Origin of the sequence: Alloalcanivorax mobilis, from assembly GCF_002864685.1 — a bacterium.
Taxonomy (GTDB): domain Bacteria; phylum Pseudomonadota; class Gammaproteobacteria; order Pseudomonadales; family Alcanivoracaceae; genus Alloalcanivorax; species Alloalcanivorax mobilis.
Genome location: NZ_NMQZ01000006.1, coordinates 21,170 through 39,182 on the forward strand (window position 1 = coordinate 21,170; position 18,013 = coordinate 39,182).

The following is an 18,013-nucleotide window of genomic DNA, read 5'->3' on the forward strand; positions in this document are numbered from 1 at the left end:
CGCTTGTGGCAGCCTACACAATGCTATTCCACCGAACATTTGGCAGGAACAATATTGGGGGGGGGGAAGCGGTTAGTTCTTCTTCACCTGCTTACATCCATTGCCCTCCTTGTCGTTGGTGTCGTCGCAGAGAAAACAATTCCGTTAATCGGGAGTGCCACAAGTTACGTCTCTTTAATGTTGTTTTATATTCTTACTTCGCCTGGTCTTCCTTTGTCAAAAATTCTGTCATATCCAGGAGAACCGGAAATACTTTGGAAAAGTGCAGAATATGCTGTTCTTATTATGGCAACATCTACATGGCTGTATTTTGCGCTGCCACTAGGGCGTCTGTTTTCAATGCGCCATGAAAGTAATGCCTAACAAAAACATCGACTTCGCGCCTACGGCGCCGAACGCTCGTACGTCGCGCCGGTTACAGCGGGTCAGGTCTTGCGTTTTGCCTGAATTGCTTCTCATGAAACCTTTTAGAGAAGTGCGTTTGCGGGGCAAAGGGCAGGGCCAGTCCCCCGATGCCTGCACTTGCGGCCTTCGGCCGCTGGGACGCCAACCCGCTGCGTGGCTTGTCGCCCATGTACTTTGCGTTAGCGGGCTTGGCGTGAACCACAGTTGACATATTGCCACGTGTGAATTACAGTTATCATATGATAGAAGTCAGGACGACAGCTAGATTCACGCAGTGGTTTAGATCTCTCAAGGACCGACGGGCAAAGGCTCGGATTCAGGCCAGGATTGATCGAGTCGAACTGGGACATTTCGGGGATGTGGCTCCCGTCGGGGAAGGCGTGAGTGAGTTGCGGATCTTCTATGGCCCGGGCTACCGAGTCTATTTTGTACAGAGAGACGCTGTTGTCGTGATACTTCTATCCGGTGGCGACAAAAGTTCTCAGAAAGCTGATATCGCCAAAGCCAAAGAAATTGCCAGGCAGTTGGAGGTGTAAGGCTATGGGTATCAAAACTACGCGCTGGGATTCAGCAGAGCACCTTGAAACAGAAGAGGATATTCAACTGTATCTTGAGGCCTGCATCGAGGAAGCCGGTGACGATCCTGCATTCATTGTGCGTGCGTTGAGTGTTATCGCGCGCGCCAGGAACATGAGCCAACTCGCACGAGATACAGGACTCACCCGAGAAGGCTTGTACAAGGCTTTGTCGCCCGAAGGTAACCCTACGTTCAGCACAGTCGCAAAAGTCGCAAAGGCGCTCGGTTTACAGATCACTGTGCAAACTTCCCGGAAAACACTTTCTGACATTCAATTGCACGCGACCAGCGATGCTGACGCTTGAATGCGGGCGTTACGCGTCTAAGGAGTATTGATGCAGTACCGACCCATGGCCATTGGTGACTACGACGCCATCATTGAACTTTGGGCTCAATCCAAGGGTGTGCGGTTACGGGACGCGGACTCAAGAGCTGGCATCGAAAAGTACCTCGCTAGAAACCCCGGATTGAGCTTTGTGGCTGAAAGCGCGGAATGTATCGTTGGAACCATTATGGCGGGACATGATGGCAAACGAGGCTATATCCAGCACTTGTCAGTTTCTGACGCTCATCGAAGGCGCGGAATCGGCAGGGAGCTGGTGAAGCTATGTCTGGACGCCTTGAAGGCCGAGGGGATTCTTAAGTCGCATTTAATGGTCCTTGTGGAAAACGAGACTGCGCGGTCGTTCTGGGCCAGCCTTGGCTGGGAGGATCGCACGGATATTAAGCTTTATTCGTATATTAATGGCAGTGGTCAAAACACATAACAGGGAAAATCAATGCGCGTTTGTCGGCACTGGACGCTCACCGCACTCGCGCTGGTATTGGCGGCTTTGAATCAGTAATGATACCGCAGCTGCGCAAGGAGCAGTGCGTCACCCGTGACCTTGTAGACCATGCGGTGCTCGTCGTTAATCCGGCGGGACCAGTAACCGGCGAGATAGTGTTTGAAGGGTTCCGGTTTGCCAACACCTTCGAACGGTTCGCGTTTCGTCTCCTTGATCAGCTTGTTGATGCGGTTCAGGAGGTTCTTGCCGGTTTTCTGCCAGTACAGCTAATCTTCCCGGGCGTTTTTCGCAGAAGATAAGCCTCATTCACGAAGTTCCTTTTCCTGGCCGCCGCTTTGCTCCAGCTCGGCAACGGACTCCAGAAGACGGCGGGCATTCTTTGGTGCGCGCAGGAGGTAGGCGGTCTCTTGCAGTGCCTCATAGTCGTCAAGGGAGATCATGACCACGGATTGCGACTTGCTCCGTGTGATAATCACAGGAGAATGGTCGTCACAGACCTGCTCCATGGTTTTTGCCAGATTGGTTCCGGTGGCTGTGTAGGTGATGGCATCCATCGGAGTATCCTGTACAAAATGTTGATCATTTATAGGATGTCGTACCACAAGAGGGTTGGCAATCGGCGGCACAACAACCCTTCCGCCGCTTAGCGGCTAAAAACCGGCGCGTAAGCTGCCCGCTACACGGCATAGTCTTGTGCCTACCTGGAATCTCCACATGAGCGACGACAAGACCTTAAGCACCGAAAGAACATTGCCGCACCCGCCAGAGGCGATATACGGCGCGTTCTCCTCACCTGATTTGCTTGCCTTATGGTGGGGGCCGGAGGGCTTTACGAACACTTTCGAGACCTTTGAGTTCAGGCCAGGCGGGCGCTGGAAATTTATGATGCATGGGCCTGACGGGAGCGACTACCTCAATGAAAGCCGGTTTGAAGAGCTGGTTCCCGGTGCAAAAGTGGTGATCCGGCACGATTGCTTGCCGCACTTTACGCTGACCATTGAGCTGATCCCCGCCGGGGAGGGCACGCATCTGACCTGGAATCAGGTATTTGACGACGCGGAGACCGCTCGGGCGGTGAAGGCGAGGGCGGGGTCCGCGAACGAGCAGAACCTGGATCGGCTCACGCGTGTGCTGGACGGTGCCGCCGGGGCTGCCTGACAAGGTCGGGTGAAGCTCATTCGACGATGACCGAAATTGACAAGTTTGATTGGCTGGAGGAAAGCTTGATGAAGAGTCTGGGTTTTATCGGCAAGGTTACGTTGTTGATTGTTGTTGCGCTTTATTCGTTGCCGTCGTTCGCGGCTGACAAGCGGATCGGCATTCTGGTTTACGACAAGGTGTTGAGCAGTGACGTGACGGCGCCCGCCGAGGTGTTTGGTGTGGCCACGAGAAAGTCGTGGTTCTCGGAGTACGAAGTGTTGCTGATTGGTGTGGACCGGGACAAATCCGTTGTTACCACCGAGGAGGGCATACGACTGACGGTGGACAAAACCATTTATGACGCCCCCAAACTGGATGCGCTGATTGTGACCAGTTCGTATGTGATGGACACGCTTTTTGACAACAAGGATCTAACGAAATTTCTGAAGGCGCAGGCGAGTAAAGTGTCTTGGTTGGCAAGCAATTGCTCCGGCGCCTTTTTGTACGCTCATGCGGGGCTGTTGGATGGCTATACCGCGACGACGTGGGCGGGTGGTGAGAAGCAGTTGCAGCGCGAGTTCCCGAACATCAATGTGGTCGAGGACCGCAATGTGGTGGTTGACCGCAACAGAGTCTCCAGCAATGGCGGGATTCCTTCTTATCAAGGGGCGCTGGTCTTGCTGGCTCTGATGAGCAGTGAACGAAAGGCGAAAGCGGTATTTGAGACTATCCAGCTTAATCGCCTGATTTCGTGGACGGATGTAACCCGATATTTGCCTGAAAAATAATGGTGGCTCGCAAAAGATTGGTTTGCGGGCGGCGCCATTCGGCCTCGGATGCTGCGTCTTGCCAAGGCAAGATCTAACCGCCACTGTGCGATACAGTCATCACAGGATCAATACAGGACGTCATCGACTTTTCAAGGAGGTTCCATGTTGGTTTCCGCACACCAGAAACGTCATGCCGGCACGCTGACCGCAACCTTACTCACGCTGGTGCTGCTGGCCGGTTGCTCGGATTCGTCTTCGCCGAGCGACGACACGACATCCCGGGAACCCTCACCCACGGCGCCGGCCGACCAGATGCCCGCAGGGGGGCAGGTCTCCGACCGCAAAGACGCCGCGGAGCCGGTGTCGCCGACCCGGGGCGGGGATGGCTCGGAGATTACATTGAACGCGCTGACGGAGGGCGACATCGGCGAGGCCGGTCTTTCCGGTGAGCTGGGTTGCCAGTTCACCACGGCGGGCGGGGAGGTTCTGTTGCTGGCCAAGGGCAATGTGGATTCGTCCGATGCGGCACAGGGTGTGGTGAAGGTCGCCGGTTATGTGGAGCGCGTCGCCGCGCCTGGTGGTTTCGATGGCATGACGGATTCGCCCACCTTCAATGGCAAGGGCAAGACGGTGCGCATTGAGGTCACCGGTGAGCCCACCGAGGGCGGGGAGTCGCCGCCCAGACCGGCCTCCTTGACCTACGACCGGGCCGATGGTGCGCAGCGTGACTGGCAGGGCGAGTGGCGCTGCGGGCCGTAGCGCGATGAAGCTGAGGTTCGTGATTACCGGCGGACCCGGCGGTGGCAAGACCACCCTGCTCGATGCTCTGGCGGCGCGCGGCTATCGCGTCATGCCGGAAGTGGCCCGGCGTATCATCAAGGGGCGGTTGGCGGCGGGGCTTGCGCCGCGTCCGGACCCTGTCTGCTTTGCGCGCGCCATCCTGAATTCGGATATGCAGCAGTATCAGGCCGCGACGGCCCATGACGACATCACCTTCTTCGACCGGGGCGTGCCGGATGCGCTTTACATGCTGGACCTGGAATCCGCGATCACGGAGGGAGAGGCCGCCGAATTGATTCAGCGGTTTTCTTACAATGATCGGGTGTTCCTTCTGCCGCCCTGGGAGGCCATCTACGGCACGGATACCGAGCGCGATCAGACCTTCGAGGAGTCCGTGGCGGTGTTCGAGGGTATCAAGCGCTGGTACTCGCGGTGGGGGTACGACACGGTGGAGGTGCCGCGGGCCGGGGTGGAAGCGCGGGTTTCGTTCATTCTAAAGGCCCTTGGTCACCCACGCCGAGATTCGGTGAGCATGGTGGCTGCCCCGCGCTCGTATTGACGCACGTTCGGGGTGGCGTACAACTCGAGCAATTATTGAACATTCAAGAGGTTCGCCGCGACGCCGGTTTAACCGATAGCGAGTGATTGAATCTTGTCGTTGCCAGTTTCGAACACGTAGCGAAGCACCGCCGGGCTGCCGGGGAAGTTGCCCGACACCCGGGCGCGAACAACAACGCCTGTATCATGCTCTTCCATTTCCAGGGGGTCCGCCGTATAGCTGTACTTCTTCTTGGCTTCGATAAACCAATCGGTGATCTCGGCGATCCCGTTGTAGGTATGCTTCTCGTCATGAACGGCAGCGTCCGGGGCGAAGCAACGATCCAGTGAAGCGCTGTCCTTGTCGTTGCTGAGCTGGAAGAAGAGAGCGATGGGCGCCGGGAAATGAATGGCCATTGGCGGTTCCTGTGGTGGTGAATGGATGGTCCTGAAGTTTGATCAGGGCGCGTCCATTCATCAAGAACGCACTGCTAAGTAAGTGGGTTACCTATGGGTAAGGGATACACGCCGGAGACGGCGGCGGCCGATGTGGCGGCGGCGTTGAAGGTCCTGGAAGGGCGCTGGAAGCTGATTCTTCTTTTTCATCTTTTTGGTGGACAGGTGCGCCGCTATTCGGAGCTGAAAAAACGCATTCCCGGCATCTCGCAGAAGATGCTGGCGCAACAGTTGCGTGCGCTGGAAGCGGACGGCCTGGTGCGAAGAACGGTCTACCCGGAAGTGCCGCCCAGGGTGGAATATCAGCTTACCGACTGGGGCCAGGCCCTGTGCCCGGTGTTGGATGGTCTGCTTTCATGGCGCGAGAAGCGGCATTCTCAATAGTCGGTTGTTTGATCTCCCAAGTGATCCCCTGCGGACAGCGCGATCGCGGGAAAGGCGCGAAACAGTTTTTTTCCTGTGATCAGCTTCAGGTTCAGCCCGCGGGTCTTTTTGCAGCAGCGAGATCACATCGTCGGTCTGGTCCGTTGGCAGGTACAGGTAGGCCATTGTATTGGTGTCCGCGACGTTCACTCTCTGCCTTCGTTTCTGGCGGCATTGATTCCATCGCGGGCCGTCTGCTTGAGTTGTTGATGACGGCCAAAACGATTACGTTCGCATTGACGTACGTACTGGAAAGCGTACACTGTGTCGGCATGAACTTATCAGAGGTGCGTCATGACCGGCATTACCGCAACTGAGGCGCGCAGCAATCTTTACCGGTTGATCGATGAGACCGCCGAGTCCCATCAGCCTATCGTGATCCTGGGTAAGCGGAACAAGGCGGTCCTGGTGTCCGAGGAGGATTGGTCCGCGATTCAGGAAACACTCTATCTGCTGTCCGTACCGGGGATGCGGGAGTCAATTCGTGAGGGGATGGATACCCCCGTGGATGAATGCGGCAAGGAGTTGGATTGGTGACATGGAAGTTGGTTTACACCAAACAAGCCCAAAAAGACGCAAGGAAGCTGGCTTCAAGCGGCCTCAAGCCGAAAGCCCAGGAATTGCTGACACTGATCGGTGAGGACCCGTTTCGCAGGCCGCCTCCGTTTGAAACGCTCATCGGTGACCTTTCCGGGGCGTACTCGCGGCGTATCAACATTCAACATCGTCTGGTTTATCAGGTGCTTGAAAACCAACGCGTTGTGAAAGTGCTTCGCCTCTGGAGCCATTACGCCTAGCCCCTGGCCTCAAACCGTCAGATATTTCTTCACCAGGCCGTCATTCAATTCCCCCACGCCCCCTTCCGCCACCTTGCTGCCCCGGTCGAGAATCGCGAAGCGGTCGGCGACGGCGCGGGCGAAGTGCAGTTTTTGTTCCACCAGCAGAATGGTGAGGCCCTCTTCCCGGTTCAGGGTTTTGATCACCCGGGCGATCATGTCGACGATGTTGGGCTGGATGCCTTCGGTGGGTTCGTCGAGGATCAGCAGCTTGGGGCCGAGGGCGAGGGCGCGACCGATGGCCAGTTGTTGTTGCTGGCCGCCGGAGAGGTCGCCGCCACGGCGGTGGCGCATTTCATGGAGCACCGGGAACAGCTCGTAGATGCGCTCGGGAATTTTACGGCTGCGGTCGGCGCGCGCCTGCAGGCCGGTTTCCAGGTTTTCTTCCACGCTCAGCAGTGGGAAGATTTCCCGGCCCTGGGGCACGTAGCCGATGCCGGCGCGGGCGCGCTCCTCGGCGGCTTTTTTGCTTAGGTCCTGGTCCTGAAACCCAATCGCGCCGGAGGCCACCGGTAGCAACCCCATGATCGATTTCAGCAGGGTGGTCTTACCCACGCCATTGCGCCCCATCACACACAGGCATTCGCCTTCGGGCAGTGCAAGGTCCAGATCCCAGAGGGTGTGGGATTGGCCGTAGAATTGGTTCAGGCCTTGGATGTTCAGCATTTTTTTCTCCGTAGGGGGCGGTGGAAAGTTAAAAGTTGAAAGTTAAAAGGCGCGAGCACGGCCGTGCGGTCGGCACGGCTTCTGCCGCGTTTCAACTTTTAACCTTTAACTTTCAACGTTTTCCCCGAGATAAACCTCAATCACCTTCGCGTCGTTCTGCACATCCTGCATGCGGCCTTCGGCGAGCACGCTGCCCTGGTGCAGCACGGTGACGGTGTTGGCGATGGAGCGGATGAATTCCATGTCGTGTTCGACCACCATTACCGAGTGCTCGCCGGCCAGGGATTGCAGCAGTTCGCCGGTGCGTTCCACTTCCTGGCGGGTCATGCCGGCGATCGGTTCGTCCACCAGCAGCAGTCGCGGTTTCTGCATCAGCACCATGGCGATCTCCAGCCATTGTTTCTGCCCGTGGGAGAGCGCGCCGGCGGGGCGGTCCCGTTCGGCGAGCAGGCCCACGGTGTCCAGGGTGCTGGCCATCCAGTCCCGTTGTTCGCCGGTGATCGGGGCGAGCAGGGCCTGCCAGGGGCCTTTCGGGCCGGCCATGGCCAGTTCCAGGTTTTCCAGGGCGGTATGCTCGGGGAACACGGTGGGTTTTTGAAATTTTCGGCCGATGCCGGCGGTGGCGATGTCGGTTTCGCTGAGGCGGGTCAGGTCCAGGGTCTGGCCGAAATAACAGGTGCCGTGGTCGGGCCGGGTTTTGCCGGTGATCACGTCCATCATGGTGGACTTGCCGGCGCCGTTGGGGCCGATGATGCAGCGCAGCTCGCCGGGTTCGATGTACAGCGTCAGGTCATTGAGCGCTTTGAAGCCGTCGAAGCTGACGGTGATCTCTTCCATGTAGAGAATGTATTTGCCGCGCGCGTCCAGTTCGCCGGGTTGCACCGGGCGAACCCCGGAACGCAGCGGCGAGAACACCTGGTCGCGGCGGAAGGTGTCGCGCACGGCGTTGGGCAACGAATCAGGCCGGCTCATGGGGGCTCTCCTTGTTCGTCGTTTGTGGCGCAGTGGGTGGGGTGCGGCGTTTCCGCTTTAAAAGATCGGAAGCCAAGCCCACCAGGCCCTGGGGCAGGAACACGGTGACCGCCACGAACAGGCCGCCCAGCGCAAACAGCCAGGCTTCCGGCATCACGCCGGTGAACACGGTTTTGCCGTAGTTGACCAGAATCGCGCCGATCACCGCGCCATACAGGGTCGCGCGGCCGCCGACGGCGACCCACACCACCAGTTCGATGGAGTTGAGCGGTGAGAATTCACCCGGGTTGATGATGCCCACCTGGGGCACGTACAGCGCCCCGGCGATGCCGGCCAAAACGGCACTGAGAGTGAAGATCCACAGCTTGTAGTGTTCGGTGCGGTAGCCGAGAAAGCGGGCGCGGGATTCGCCGTCGCGTACCGCCAGGGTGACGCGCCCCAAGCGGCTGCCGGTGATCCAGCGGCACAGCACGAAGGCGCCGGCCAGAGCCAGGGCGGTGGCGATCAGCAGCGCCACCCGGGTGCTGTCCGCCTGCAGCGAGAAACCGAGGATGTCCTTGAAGTCGGTGAGCCCGTTGTTGCCGCCGAAGCCGAACTCGTTGCGGAAAAACGCCAGCATCAAGGCGTAGGTGAGCGCCTGGGTGATGATCGACAAGTAAACGCCTGTGACCCGCGAGCGAAACGCCAGCCAGCCGAACACGAACGCGAGCAGGCCCGGCGCCAGGCCGACCAGCAGCAGGGTCAGGCCGAAGTGGTCGGAGGCCTGCCAATACCAGGGCAGTTCCTTCCAGTTCAGGAACACCATGAAATCAGGCAGGTTGGGGTTGCCGTAGACGCCGCGATCACCGATCTGGCGCATCAGGTACATGCCCATGGCGTAGCCGCCCAAAGCGAAGAAGGCGCCGTGGCCGAGGCTGAGAATGCCGCCGAAGCCCCACACCAGATCCAGCGCCAGCGCCAGCAGGGCGTAGCACAGGTACTTGCCCAGCAGGGTCACGGTGTAGCTGCTCACGTGCAGCGCCGAGTCCACCGGCACCAGCAGGTTAAGCAGCGCCACCAGAATCACGGCGCTGAACAACACGCCGATGAACACTTTGGCGGCGCGGTCGGTGAGCGCGGTTTTCAGGTCCGAGTGTCGCATTACTCCTCCGCTGCCCGGCCGCGCTGCGGAAACAGGCCGCGCGGTTTGCGTTGAATAAACAGGATGATGAACACCAGGATCACGATCTTGGCGAGCACCGCGCCGGCCATCGGCTCGATCAGCTTGTTGGCGATGCCCAGGCCGAAGGCGGCGGTGAGTGTGCCCCACAAATTGCCGACGCCGCCGAACACCACCACCATGAACGAATCGATGATGTAGGCCTGGCCCAGGTTGGGCCCCACGTTGGTCAGTTGCGCCAGAGCCACGCCAGCAATGCCGGCGATGCCCGAGCCCAGGCCGAAGGTGAGCGCGTTGACCCGCTCGCGGCGGATGCCCAGGCCACGGGCGGTATTGCGGTTCTGGCTGACGGCGCGCACCTGCAGGCCGAGCCGGGTTTTTTTCAGCACCAGTTGCAGAAGCAGAAACACCGCCAGCGCGAAGAAGACGATATAGAGCCGGTTGAAGGTGAGCGAAAACACCGGGTTGATTTGCAGCGCGCCGCTCATCCACTCCGGGGTGACCACGGTGCGGTTGAGCGGTGAGAAGATCAGCCGCACCGCCTGCTGCAGAATCAGGCTGACGCCGAAGGTGGCAAGCAGGGTCTCCAGGGGGCGGCCGTAAAGAAAGCGGATCACCAGCCGCTCGATCAGCACGCCGGCGAAGCCGGACACCAGAAACGCGGCGGGCACCGCCACCAAGAGCGACCATTCGTGCCCTTGCGGAAAGATCTGTTGCACCATGTAGGTGGTGTAGGCGCCGAGCATGATCAGCTCGCCGTGGGCCATGTTGATCACGCCCATCACGCCGAAGGTGATCGCCAGGCCGATGGCGGCGAGCAGCAGCACCGAACCCAGGCTGAGGCCGAAGAACAAGGTATCGGCCATCTGGTAACGTTCGGCCCGGGCATCAATGCTGGCCAACGCTTTTTGCGCGGCGCGTTTTTCACTGCTGGCATCGGTTTCAGAAAAACGGTCGCGCAGCACATTGCGCACCGCTGGTTCCAGGCTGCCGGCGACCGCGTCGATGGCGTTCAGGCGCACCGCCAACTCGGTGTCCGGGTTGCGCAGCACGGCGATGTTCAGAGCGGTGTCGATGACGCCGCTGACCAGCGGGTTGTCTTCCTCGCGCTGCCGTTCGCGCAGGGCATCGAGCACCACCGGGTCGTCGTTGCCCACCAGCTGGCTGGCGGCGGCGCGGCGTTCCAGCGGATTGGCGCTGGCCAGCGCCGCCACCGCGCGTAAATTATGAATCAGCTCGCGAAGGCGGTTGTTGATCACCACCGGGCGCGCGTCGCGGCTGCCCACGGTGCCCAGCGCTTCGCCGCTGATCGGGTCTTTGAGAACCCAGCCGTCGCCGCCTTTTTCGCCGAGTACGATGCGCTGGTTGGCGCGATCTTCCACCAGTTCGCGACTCTCCAAGGCATCGAGAATCACCGTTGCCTGGGGGTCGCCGGAGCGGGCGATTTGTTCAATCGCCTGCGCCTTATCGTCAAAACTCCGGCTGCCAAGGCCGGCCACCGCCTCGTGCAGGTCGGCACGGGCCAGCCCACTGGCACCGATCAGCACCAGTAATAAAATCAGAACCCTGGGCATGATGCTTCCTCGCGTTCTTGATGGCGGGGTGAGCCTTCACCCCTGAAAACGCCCGGCGGGCATTCTTCAGTGAAAAAAACGGGCCGGCGCACCGGCCCGCGGGGTTGCACGTTGGCGGCGGCTATTGAGCCGCCTGTCCGCCACAGGTCTTGGTTTTGCTGTTGTAGTTGCCGCACATCACCGGTTTGGTCCAGTCCGCGATCAAATCCTTGGAGCCGGGCAGGTAGTCGGACCAGGCATCGCCCTTGACCAGGCCATCGGTCTGCCAGACCACGGCGAACTGGCCGTCGTCCTGGATCTCGCCGATCAGCACCGGTTTGGAAAGATGGTGGTTTTTGTTCATCACCGCGGTGCCGCCGGTGAGGTTGGGGGTTTGCATGCCGATCATGGCGGCGGCGACTTTGTCGGTGTCGGTGGATTTGGCTTTCTCCACCGCTTTCACCCACATGTTGAAGCCAATATAAGTGGCTTCCATGGGATCGTTGGTGACGCGCTTGTCATCGCCGATGTACTGATGCCACTGCTCAATGAACTTGTCGTTGGCGTCGTTGTAGACGCTTTCGAAGTAGTTCCAGGCGGCCAGATGGCCGACCAGAGGCCCGGTGTCGATGCCGGACAGCTCTTGTTCACCCACCGAGAACGCCACCACCGGAATGTCCGAGGCGTCCACGCCCTGGTTGGCCAGTTCTTTATAGAACGGCACGTTGGCGTCGCCGTTGATGGTGGACACCACCGCGGTCTTTTTGCCTTCGCCACCGAACTCCTTGATCCGCGACACGATCGACTGCCAGTCGGACTGCCCGAACGGCGTGTAGTTGATCATGATGTCGTCTTCCTTGATGCCCTTGGCTTTCAGGTAGGCTTCCAGGATCTTGTTGGTGGTGCGCGGGTACACGTAGTCGGTGCCGGCCAGCACGAAGCGCTTCACGCCCAGGTCGTTAAGCAGATAGTCCACCGCCGGGATCGCCTGCTGGTTGGGCGCGGCGCCGGTGTAGAACACGTTCTTGGACGATTCCTCGCCCTCGTACTGAACCGGATAAAACAACAGGCCGTTCAGTTCTTCGACCACCGGCAGCACCGACTTGCGCGACACCGAGGTCCAGCAGCCGAAGATCACGTCCACCTTGTCCTGGGTAATCAGTTGGCGCGCTTTCTCGGCGAACAGTGGCCAGTCGGAGGCCGGGTCCACTACCACCGGTTCCAGCTTCTTGCCCATTACGCCGCCCTTGGCGTTTTGCTCCTTGATCATCATCAGGACCGTGTCCTTGAGCGTTGATTCGCTGATCGCCATGGTGCCCGACAGCGAATGCAGCACGCCCACCTTGATGGTGTCGGCGGCCAGCGCGGCGCTACCGTAGAGCAGTGAGCCGCAGGCCAGGCCGGCGGCGGCCAGCCGTTTCAGATTGATTTTCGATTTCATCACTTTCCCCTTTGCGTTTCCGTGTGAGATCACCGCGGTTACATCTGTAACTGCAGACCAAGTACGAAGGTGTTGTTGTCGGTGAAGAGCTCGTCGTCGCGTTGCTGCCAGGCGGCGCTGATGCGCGCGTTGTGGCCGAGCATGATGTAGTTCAGGTTGAACTCCTTGATGTCCCCTTCGGCGCCGTCGGTGACTTCACCCTTGGTGTAGCGCACCACCGGCTGGAAGCGGCCTGGGCCGATTTCCTGCGGGAACAGATAGCCGATCAAGGCGAAGTAGCCTTCGCTTTCATCGAGGGTCGGATCGATCGGGTCGGCGAGGCCGCCGAGGCCGTCGTATTTGTAGTAGGCGCCTTCCACGGTAACGGTGCCGACGCCCAGGTTTTTCTCGAACAGAGCGTCCACGCTGTAGGCGTTGTCGGAGCCCTGTTGCTGGGTCACCAGGCCAAGGGCGAGAATGTCTTTTTCGCCGTAGTAGGTGCTGGCGTTGTAATAGCCCGGTTCCGGGTCCAGGAAGTTGAAGGTCAGCCGGCCGCTGAACAGCAGATCGTCATCGTCGTCGGCGGGCACCGGATCGTCGGGGCCTTCGGTGACCGAGAACTGCCATTTCACCTGGCCGCCCTGGTATTGGCCCCAGTAGGCGACACCGTCGTCGCGGCCGGCGAAGATCGCCGGGTAGGCCTGCACGGAGGGGAAGTTCCAGGTGGTGAGATAATAGGGCCCGGAAAGATTGGAACGGTCACTGGGCGGCAGGAAGCGACCGGCCCAGAAATTGACGGTGTCGGAATATTCGAAGCGGGCGATGGCGTCGAGCACCTTCACCTTCTCGTCCACGTCGTCGTAATCGGTGTTGAAGGTGACGCCGATCTGGTCGGTGATCTGGCCGTTGATGTACAGCCGGATGCTGTCGAGATTGAAGTCGTTGGAACGGGAGTCGCCATCCGGTGCGCCGTTCTCCACACTGGTAAAGCTGGTTCTCAGGCCGGCCCCCACCGACAACTTGTCATTGATCTGCACGGCGCCGGCGCTTGCCGAAGCCCCCAGGGCGGCGAGCAATACGCCGTGTTTCAGTGCTGCTTTGTGGTACATGGGTTTCCCCCCATCGTCATTGATAAACCGTCGCCTTGCCGGCGTTTTATGTACTTGCCACTTGTCGTTCATACGGCTTCGCCACCCCGCTGGCGTGCTTCGTGCAGCATGTGAAGCGTGATCTTACGGACCTCGTTGCGGCTGGCGCGGATGTGCGCCTTGAGCATCATTTGCGCCGGCTCGCAGCGGCGGTGCTCAATCGCTTCGAGAATCGCGCCGTGTTCGTCGTAGGTGGCGCCGATGCGCATCGGCTTGGTGAAATCCAGGCGGCGGATGATGCGCAGCCGCTCGGTGAGGTCGTGGTGGATGCGTGCCATTTCGCCGTTGCCGGCGGCCTCCACCAGCATTTCGTGGAAGCGCTCATCCAGGCCGGACAACGTGGCGCCGTCTTCCAGCCGGGCCGCCGCCGGCACCCGCCAGATGCGGTTGAGGTCGTCGAGCAGCGGTGCCGGTTCGCTGTGTTCGCACAGGCGGCGTACCGCCGCGCATTCCAGCACCGTGCGCACGTCATAGAGCTCTTCGAAATAGGTGAAATCGAACGGTTTCACCTGCCAGCCACTGCGATGCAGCACCTCCACATAGGCTTCCCGTTCCAGGCGGAACAGCGCCTCGCGCACCGGTGTGCGCGACGCGCCCATGCGTTCGGCGATCTCGTTTTCGCTGAAGCGATCGCCAGGCAGCAGGCGAAAATCGAAAATGTCTTTCTTCAGGTGCTGATAGATGCGGTCCGCCAGGTTCTCGCCTTTGCGCCCGCCGGTTTGCAAAGAGAGGCTCATGCCGCGCTCTCCGTGTCGATCACCGCGACCGGGTCGCCGGCGTTGATCACCGCTCCGGGTTTGCAATGCAGGCCGGTGACGATGCCGGCGACACTGGCGGTGATTTCAAACTCCATTTTCATCGCCTCGACAATCGCCAGGGTCTGGCCGGCCTCGACCACGGCGCCCTCGGCGACCAGCAGCTTCCACACATTGCCGCTGATTTCGGCGCTGATCAGATGCCCGTCCACGTCGCCAATCTCGACGCGCTCACCCATCAGCGCCGATTCCACCGCCGCGTCTTCGTTCTGCCAGCGGGCCACTTCCCGATTGAAGGCGGCTTGCTGTTTGTCGCGGAACGCCGCCATCTCCGGTTCGATGTCGGCGAGGAAGGCGCGGTGTTCGGCGAGGCTGAAGGTTTCTTCGCTGATCTCCACTTGCAGGCGGCCCTCACGGAACGCCTCGCGCATTTCATCGAGCCGCGCCTCGCCGACCGGGTAATAGCGCACCTGGTCGAAGAATTTCAGTAGCCACGGTTCGCCGGGTTGGAACTGGGGGTTCTTGAGATGCTTGTTCCAGATCGGCAGGGTGCGGCCGATCAGTTGGTAGCCGCCCGGCGAATCCATGCCGTAGATGCACATATAAACGCCGCCGATGCCCACCGTACCCTCGGCGGTGTAGGTGCGCGCCGGGTTGTACTTGGAGGTCATCAGGCGGTGGCGGGGGTCCACCGGAACGGCGCACGGCGCGCCCAGATACACGTCGCCCAGGCCGAGCACCATGTAGCTGGCCTCGAACACGATGTCGCGCACCTGCTCGACGGAGTCCAGGCCGTTGATGCGGCGGATGAATTTCACATTGTTGGGCAGCCAGGGAGCGTCCGCGCGGATCGTTTCCTGGTAGCGCTGCACCGCGTCCAGCGTGGCGCTGTCCTCGAAGGCCAGCGGCAGGTGCACGACGCGCGAGGTGACCACCATGTTGTCGACCGAGCCGATCAATTTCTCGCGCTCCAACAGCGCGTTCACCAATTCGTGCTGGCCGAGCCGGCGCGAGTCGTAGTGAATCTGCAGGCTGCGCACGCCCGGCGACAATTCGAGAATGCCTGGCAGTGGCGTCGCCTTGAGGTTTTCCATCAGCGCGTGCACGCGGAAGCGCAGGGCCAGATCGAGCACGTTGTCGCCGTATTCGATCAAGATGTATTTGTCGCCGGCCTGGCGGTAGGTGATGCGGGGCGTGTCGCCGTCGGCCTGCTGTTCGGCGAGCATGGTATTGGAGGTAAACGCCGGCGAAGTTAAAGCGCTGTCCGGCGTGGTGATCGCCGGCACCGCCAGGCGCCGCTGGATGCTGGCGTCCTGGGCTTGCTCCAGGGCCAGGGCGTCGGCGAAGCCGATCGGCGCGAAGCGGATGCTGTCGCCGGGTTTGAGCTGGCCGACTTTCCAAAGCTCCGCTTTGGCGATGGTCACCGGGCAGACAAAACCGCCCAGGCTGGGGCCGTCCTTGGTGAGAATCACCGGGAAGTCGCCGGTGAAATTGATCGAGCCGATGGCGTATTCGTTGTCGTGCACGTTGGAGGGGTGCAGGCCGGCTTCGCCGCCGTCGGTGCGGGTCCATTGCGGTTTGGGACCGACCAGCCGAATGCCCAGGCGGTTGGAGTTGTAGTGCACCTGCCAGTCGGCGGCGAAGAACGTTTCGATGGCGTCTTCGCTGAAAAAATCCGGCGCGCCGTGGGGGCCGTACAACACTTTGATGTGCCAGTGTTGTGGGTAATCGGGGATCAGAGCGGCATCGACGGCGCCGGGTTCGTCCTCGGGTGCCGGAGTCGGGCAGCCGGCCAGTTGCGGCTGGCAGAGCGCGAGCACGTCGCCTTTGCGCAGGGTGCGCCCGCCGTGGCCGCCGAACTGGCCGAGCACAAAGGTCGATTTGCTGCCGAGGTAGTCGGGTACGTCGATGCCGTTGCGCACCGCCAGATAAGTGCGGCAGCCGTGACTCACCTTGCCGGTGATCAGGGTCTGGCCGGCCTTCACCGCCACCGGTTTCCAGAACGCCAGCGGTTCGCCGTCCAGGGTGGCGGCGCAGGGCGCGCCGGTCAGGGCGATCACGGTGTTGCTATGAAACCGCAGGGCGGGGCCAACAAGAGTGGCTTCCAGGCCGGCGGCGCTGGGATGGTTGCCGACAATGCGGTTGCCAAGCCGGAAGGCATAGTCGTCCATCGGGCCGGAGGGCGGCACGCCGATGTCCCAGTAGCCGGCGCGGCCCGGGTAGTCCTGCACCGTGGTGTAGGTGCCGGGCTCGATGATCTCGAAGGCGGTGGGCCGGTACTCGAAGGTCTCCAGATAGCGCGTGGAAACGCGGCCCGCGACAACGTTCTCGTCGATCAGAATACGGCGCAGGTAATCCAGATTGGTGGCGATGCCAGAGAGCCGCGTGGCGGCCAGGGCGTCCTGCATTTTTTTCAGCGCGGCGGGGCGGTCGTCGCCGTGCACGATCACCTTGGCGAGCATCGGGTCATAGTGCGGGCTCACCTGGGTGCCGGTGTCCACCCAGCCGTCCAGGCGGATGTCATCGGGAAAGAAGACCTCGGTGAGTTCGCCGGGGCTGGGCTGGAATTGCTTCAACGCGTCTTCGGCGTAAATGCGCACTTCGAAGGAGTGACCGCGGCTGATGTAAGTGGCGTCCAGGGGCGGGCGCTCGCCGCCGGCGAGCATCACCATCCAGCGCACCAGGTCCACATCGAACACCGATTCGGTGACGCCGTGTTCAACCTGCAGCCGGGTGTTCACTTCCAGGAAATAGAATTCGTCGCGTTCGTCGTCGTAGATGTATTCCACGGTGCCGGCGGAGCGGTACTTCACCGATTCGCCGAGCCGCGCGGCGCTTTCATGCAGCTTTTCGCGGGTCGCCTGAGGCAGGTTGGGCGCCGGGGTTTCCTCCACCACTTTCTGGTTGCGCCGTTGCAGGGAGCATTCGCGCTCACCCAGTGCCAGGACCTTGCCTTCGCCGTCGCCGAAGATCTGCACTTCGATGTGGCGGGCGCGCGCCACGAACCGTTCAATGAACACGCCGGAATCGGAGAAGAAGCTTTCGCCCAGTCGTTTCACCGATTCGAAGGCGGCCACCAGTTGCTGTTCGTCGTTGCAACGGGACAAGCCGATGCCGCCGCCGCCGGCGGTGCTTTTCAGCATGATCGGGTAGCCGATTTGCCGCGCCGCCCGTTTTGCCTCATCCAGGTCGTTGAGCAAGCCGGTGCCCGGTGCCAGTGGCACGCCGGCCTGCTCGGCCAGGGCGCGCGCTTCGTGCTTTAAACCAAAGCGGCGCAACTGCGAGGCGGTGGGGCCGATAAAGGCAATGCCGTTGGCTTCGCAGGTGTCCGCGAAATCCGCGTTCTCCGATAAAAAACCGTAGCCGGGGATGATGCCGTCGGCGCCGGTGTCGCGCGCGGCCTGGAGAATGGCATCGGCGCGCAAATAGCTTTCGGCGGCGGTTTCGCCGCCCAGAGCCACCGCTTCATCGGCGGCGCGCACATGCTGGCTGTTGCGATCCGCGTTGGAGTACACCGCCACCGAGGCAACGCCCATTTGTTTTAAGGTGCGGCAGATGCGCACCGCGATCTCGCCCCGGTTAGCGATCAGCACTTTGGCCATGGGTCTCTTGGTCAGTGCGGCAGACT

21 protein-coding genes are annotated in these 18,013 nt (G+C 60.8%); 10 read left to right on the plus strand and 11 right to left on the minus strand.

Features of this window, described 5'->3' with window-relative positions:
* Positions 1 to 644 precede the first annotated feature (644 nt).
* From CGS25_RS04865 to CGS25_RS04875, 3 genes are read left to right on the plus strand one after another with little or no spacing between them, the layout of a single operon-like run.
* Positions 645 to 941 (plus strand): type II toxin-antitoxin system RelE/ParE family toxin, encoded by a 297-nt coding sequence (locus CGS25_RS04865; protein ID WP_101674764.1) that lies wholly within the window; start codon positions 645 to 647, stop codon positions 939 to 941.
* 4 nt (positions 942 to 945) lie between these two features.
* On the plus strand, positions 946 to 1,287 hold the full coding sequence (locus CGS25_RS04870; RefSeq protein WP_101674765.1) for an addiction module antidote protein: 342 nt from the start codon (positions 946 to 948) through the stop codon (positions 1,285 to 1,287).
* A gap of 30 nt (positions 1,288 to 1,317) precedes the next feature.
* Positions 1,318 to 1,749, plus strand: a complete 432-nt coding sequence (locus tag CGS25_RS04875; RefSeq protein WP_101674766.1) for a GNAT family N-acetyltransferase — start codon at positions 1,318 to 1,320, stop codon at positions 1,747 to 1,749.
* A gap of 71 nt (positions 1,750 to 1,820) precedes the next feature.
* Here CGS25_RS04875 and CGS25_RS04880 read toward each other — a convergent pair whose 3' ends face one another.
* Both CGS25_RS04880 and CGS25_RS04885 read right to left on the minus strand, forming a co-directional pair.
* Positions 1,821 to 2,036, minus strand: coding sequence for a Txe/YoeB family addiction module toxin (locus CGS25_RS04880; protein ID WP_101674880.1), 216 nt, complete (start codon positions 2,034 to 2,036; stop codon positions 1,821 to 1,823).
* A 36-nt stretch (positions 2,037 to 2,072) separates the two neighbouring features.
* The gene (locus tag CGS25_RS04885; protein ID WP_101674767.1) at positions 2,073 to 2,324 is read right to left on the minus strand and encodes a type II toxin-antitoxin system Phd/YefM family antitoxin; all 252 of its coding nucleotides are present in this window, start codon (positions 2,322 to 2,324) and stop codon (positions 2,073 to 2,075) included.
* Positions 2,325 to 2,484: 160 nt separating this feature from the next.
* On the opposite strand from CGS25_RS04885, the gene CGS25_RS04890 reads away from it, so the two are divergent.
* The 4 genes from CGS25_RS04890 to CGS25_RS04905 all read left to right on the plus strand — a co-directional run bounded on the left by CGS25_RS04890 (position 2,485) and on the right by CGS25_RS04905 (position 5,019).
* Positions 2,485 to 2,928, plus strand: coding sequence for an SRPBCC family protein (locus tag CGS25_RS04890; RefSeq protein ID WP_101674768.1), 444 nt, complete (start codon positions 2,485 to 2,487; stop codon positions 2,926 to 2,928).
* Positions 2,929 to 2,954: 26 nt separating this feature from the next.
* Positions 2,955 to 3,698, plus strand: coding sequence for a DJ-1/PfpI family protein (locus CGS25_RS04895; protein WP_232802258.1), 744 nt, complete (start codon positions 2,955 to 2,957; stop codon positions 3,696 to 3,698).
* A 144-nt stretch (positions 3,699 to 3,842) separates the two neighbouring features.
* Complete coding sequence (locus CGS25_RS04900; protein ID WP_101674769.1) at positions 3,843 to 4,439, plus strand: hypothetical protein; 597 nt, start codon at positions 3,843 to 3,845, stop codon at positions 4,437 to 4,439.
* Positions 4,440 to 4,443: 4 nt separating this feature from the next.
* The gene (locus CGS25_RS04905) at positions 4,444 to 5,019 is read left to right on the plus strand and encodes an AAA family ATPase (RefSeq protein ID WP_101674770.1); all 576 of its coding nucleotides are present in this window, start codon (positions 4,444 to 4,446) and stop codon (positions 5,017 to 5,019) included.
* A gap of 68 nt (positions 5,020 to 5,087) precedes the next feature.
* On the opposite strand, the gene CGS25_RS04910 is transcribed toward CGS25_RS04905, so the two are convergent.
* Positions 5,088 to 5,414 (minus strand): nuclear transport factor 2 family protein, encoded by a 327-nt coding sequence (locus CGS25_RS04910; RefSeq protein ID WP_101674771.1) that lies wholly within the window; start codon positions 5,412 to 5,414, stop codon positions 5,088 to 5,090.
* 93 nt (positions 5,415 to 5,507) lie between these two features.
* On the opposite strand from CGS25_RS04910, the gene CGS25_RS04915 reads away from it, so the two are divergent.
* From CGS25_RS04915 to CGS25_RS04925, 3 genes are all read left to right on the plus strand, one after another.
* The gene (locus tag CGS25_RS04915) at positions 5,508 to 5,837 is read left to right on the plus strand and encodes a winged helix-turn-helix transcriptional regulator (protein ID WP_101674772.1); all 330 of its coding nucleotides are present in this window, start codon (positions 5,508 to 5,510) and stop codon (positions 5,835 to 5,837) included.
* Positions 5,838 to 6,170: 333 nt separating this feature from the next.
* Positions 6,171 to 6,413, plus strand: a complete 243-nt coding sequence (locus CGS25_RS04920; RefSeq protein WP_089030989.1) for a type II toxin-antitoxin system Phd/YefM family antitoxin — start codon at positions 6,171 to 6,173, stop codon at positions 6,411 to 6,413.
* Positions 6,410 to 6,673 (plus strand): Txe/YoeB family addiction module toxin, encoded by a 264-nt coding sequence (locus CGS25_RS04925; protein WP_101674882.1) that lies wholly within the window; start codon positions 6,410 to 6,412, stop codon positions 6,671 to 6,673. The genes CGS25_RS04920 and CGS25_RS04925 overlap by 4 nt, the downstream gene beginning before the upstream one ends.
* A gap of 9 nt (positions 6,674 to 6,682) precedes the next feature.
* Here CGS25_RS04925 and urtE read toward each other — a convergent pair whose 3' ends face one another.
* From urtE to uca, 8 genes are all read right to left on the minus strand, one after another.
* Positions 6,683 to 7,378, minus strand: a complete 696-nt coding sequence (gene urtE, locus CGS25_RS04930) for an urea ABC transporter ATP-binding subunit UrtE (RefSeq protein WP_101674773.1) — start codon at positions 7,376 to 7,378, stop codon at positions 6,683 to 6,685.
* 105 nt (positions 7,379 to 7,483) lie between these two features.
* The gene (urtD, locus tag CGS25_RS04935; RefSeq protein WP_101674774.1) at positions 7,484 to 8,350 is read right to left on the minus strand and encodes an urea ABC transporter ATP-binding protein UrtD; all 867 of its coding nucleotides are present in this window, start codon (positions 8,348 to 8,350) and stop codon (positions 7,484 to 7,486) included.
* Positions 8,337 to 9,491: an urea ABC transporter permease subunit UrtC gene (gene urtC / locus CGS25_RS04940; RefSeq protein ID WP_101674775.1), complete on the minus strand. Its 1,155-nt coding sequence runs from the start codon at positions 9,489 to 9,491 to the stop codon at positions 8,337 to 8,339. The genes urtD and urtC overlap by 14 nt, the downstream gene beginning before the upstream one ends.
* Complete coding sequence (gene urtB / locus CGS25_RS04945; protein ID WP_101674776.1) at positions 9,491 to 11,083, minus strand: urea ABC transporter permease subunit UrtB; 1,593 nt, start codon at positions 11,081 to 11,083, stop codon at positions 9,491 to 9,493. The genes urtC and urtB overlap by 1 nt, the downstream gene beginning before the upstream one ends.
* 121 nt (positions 11,084 to 11,204) lie before the next feature.
* Complete coding sequence (gene urtA / locus CGS25_RS04950; RefSeq protein ID WP_101674777.1) at positions 11,205 to 12,503, minus strand: urea ABC transporter substrate-binding protein; 1,299 nt, start codon at positions 12,501 to 12,503, stop codon at positions 11,205 to 11,207.
* Positions 12,504 to 12,541: 38 nt separating this feature from the next.
* Complete coding sequence (locus tag CGS25_RS04955) at positions 12,542 to 13,591, minus strand: hypothetical protein (RefSeq protein ID WP_089030996.1); 1,050 nt, start codon at positions 13,589 to 13,591, stop codon at positions 12,542 to 12,544.
* A gap of 68 nt (positions 13,592 to 13,659) precedes the next feature.
* Complete coding sequence (locus CGS25_RS04960) at positions 13,660 to 14,367, minus strand: GntR family transcriptional regulator (RefSeq protein ID WP_101674778.1); 708 nt, start codon at positions 14,365 to 14,367, stop codon at positions 13,660 to 13,662.
* Complete coding sequence (uca, locus tag CGS25_RS04965; RefSeq protein WP_101674779.1) at positions 14,364 to 17,987, minus strand: urea carboxylase; 3,624 nt, start codon at positions 17,985 to 17,987, stop codon at positions 14,364 to 14,366. The genes CGS25_RS04960 and uca overlap by 4 nt, the downstream gene beginning before the upstream one ends.
* Positions 17,988 to 18,013 lie beyond the last annotated feature (26 nt).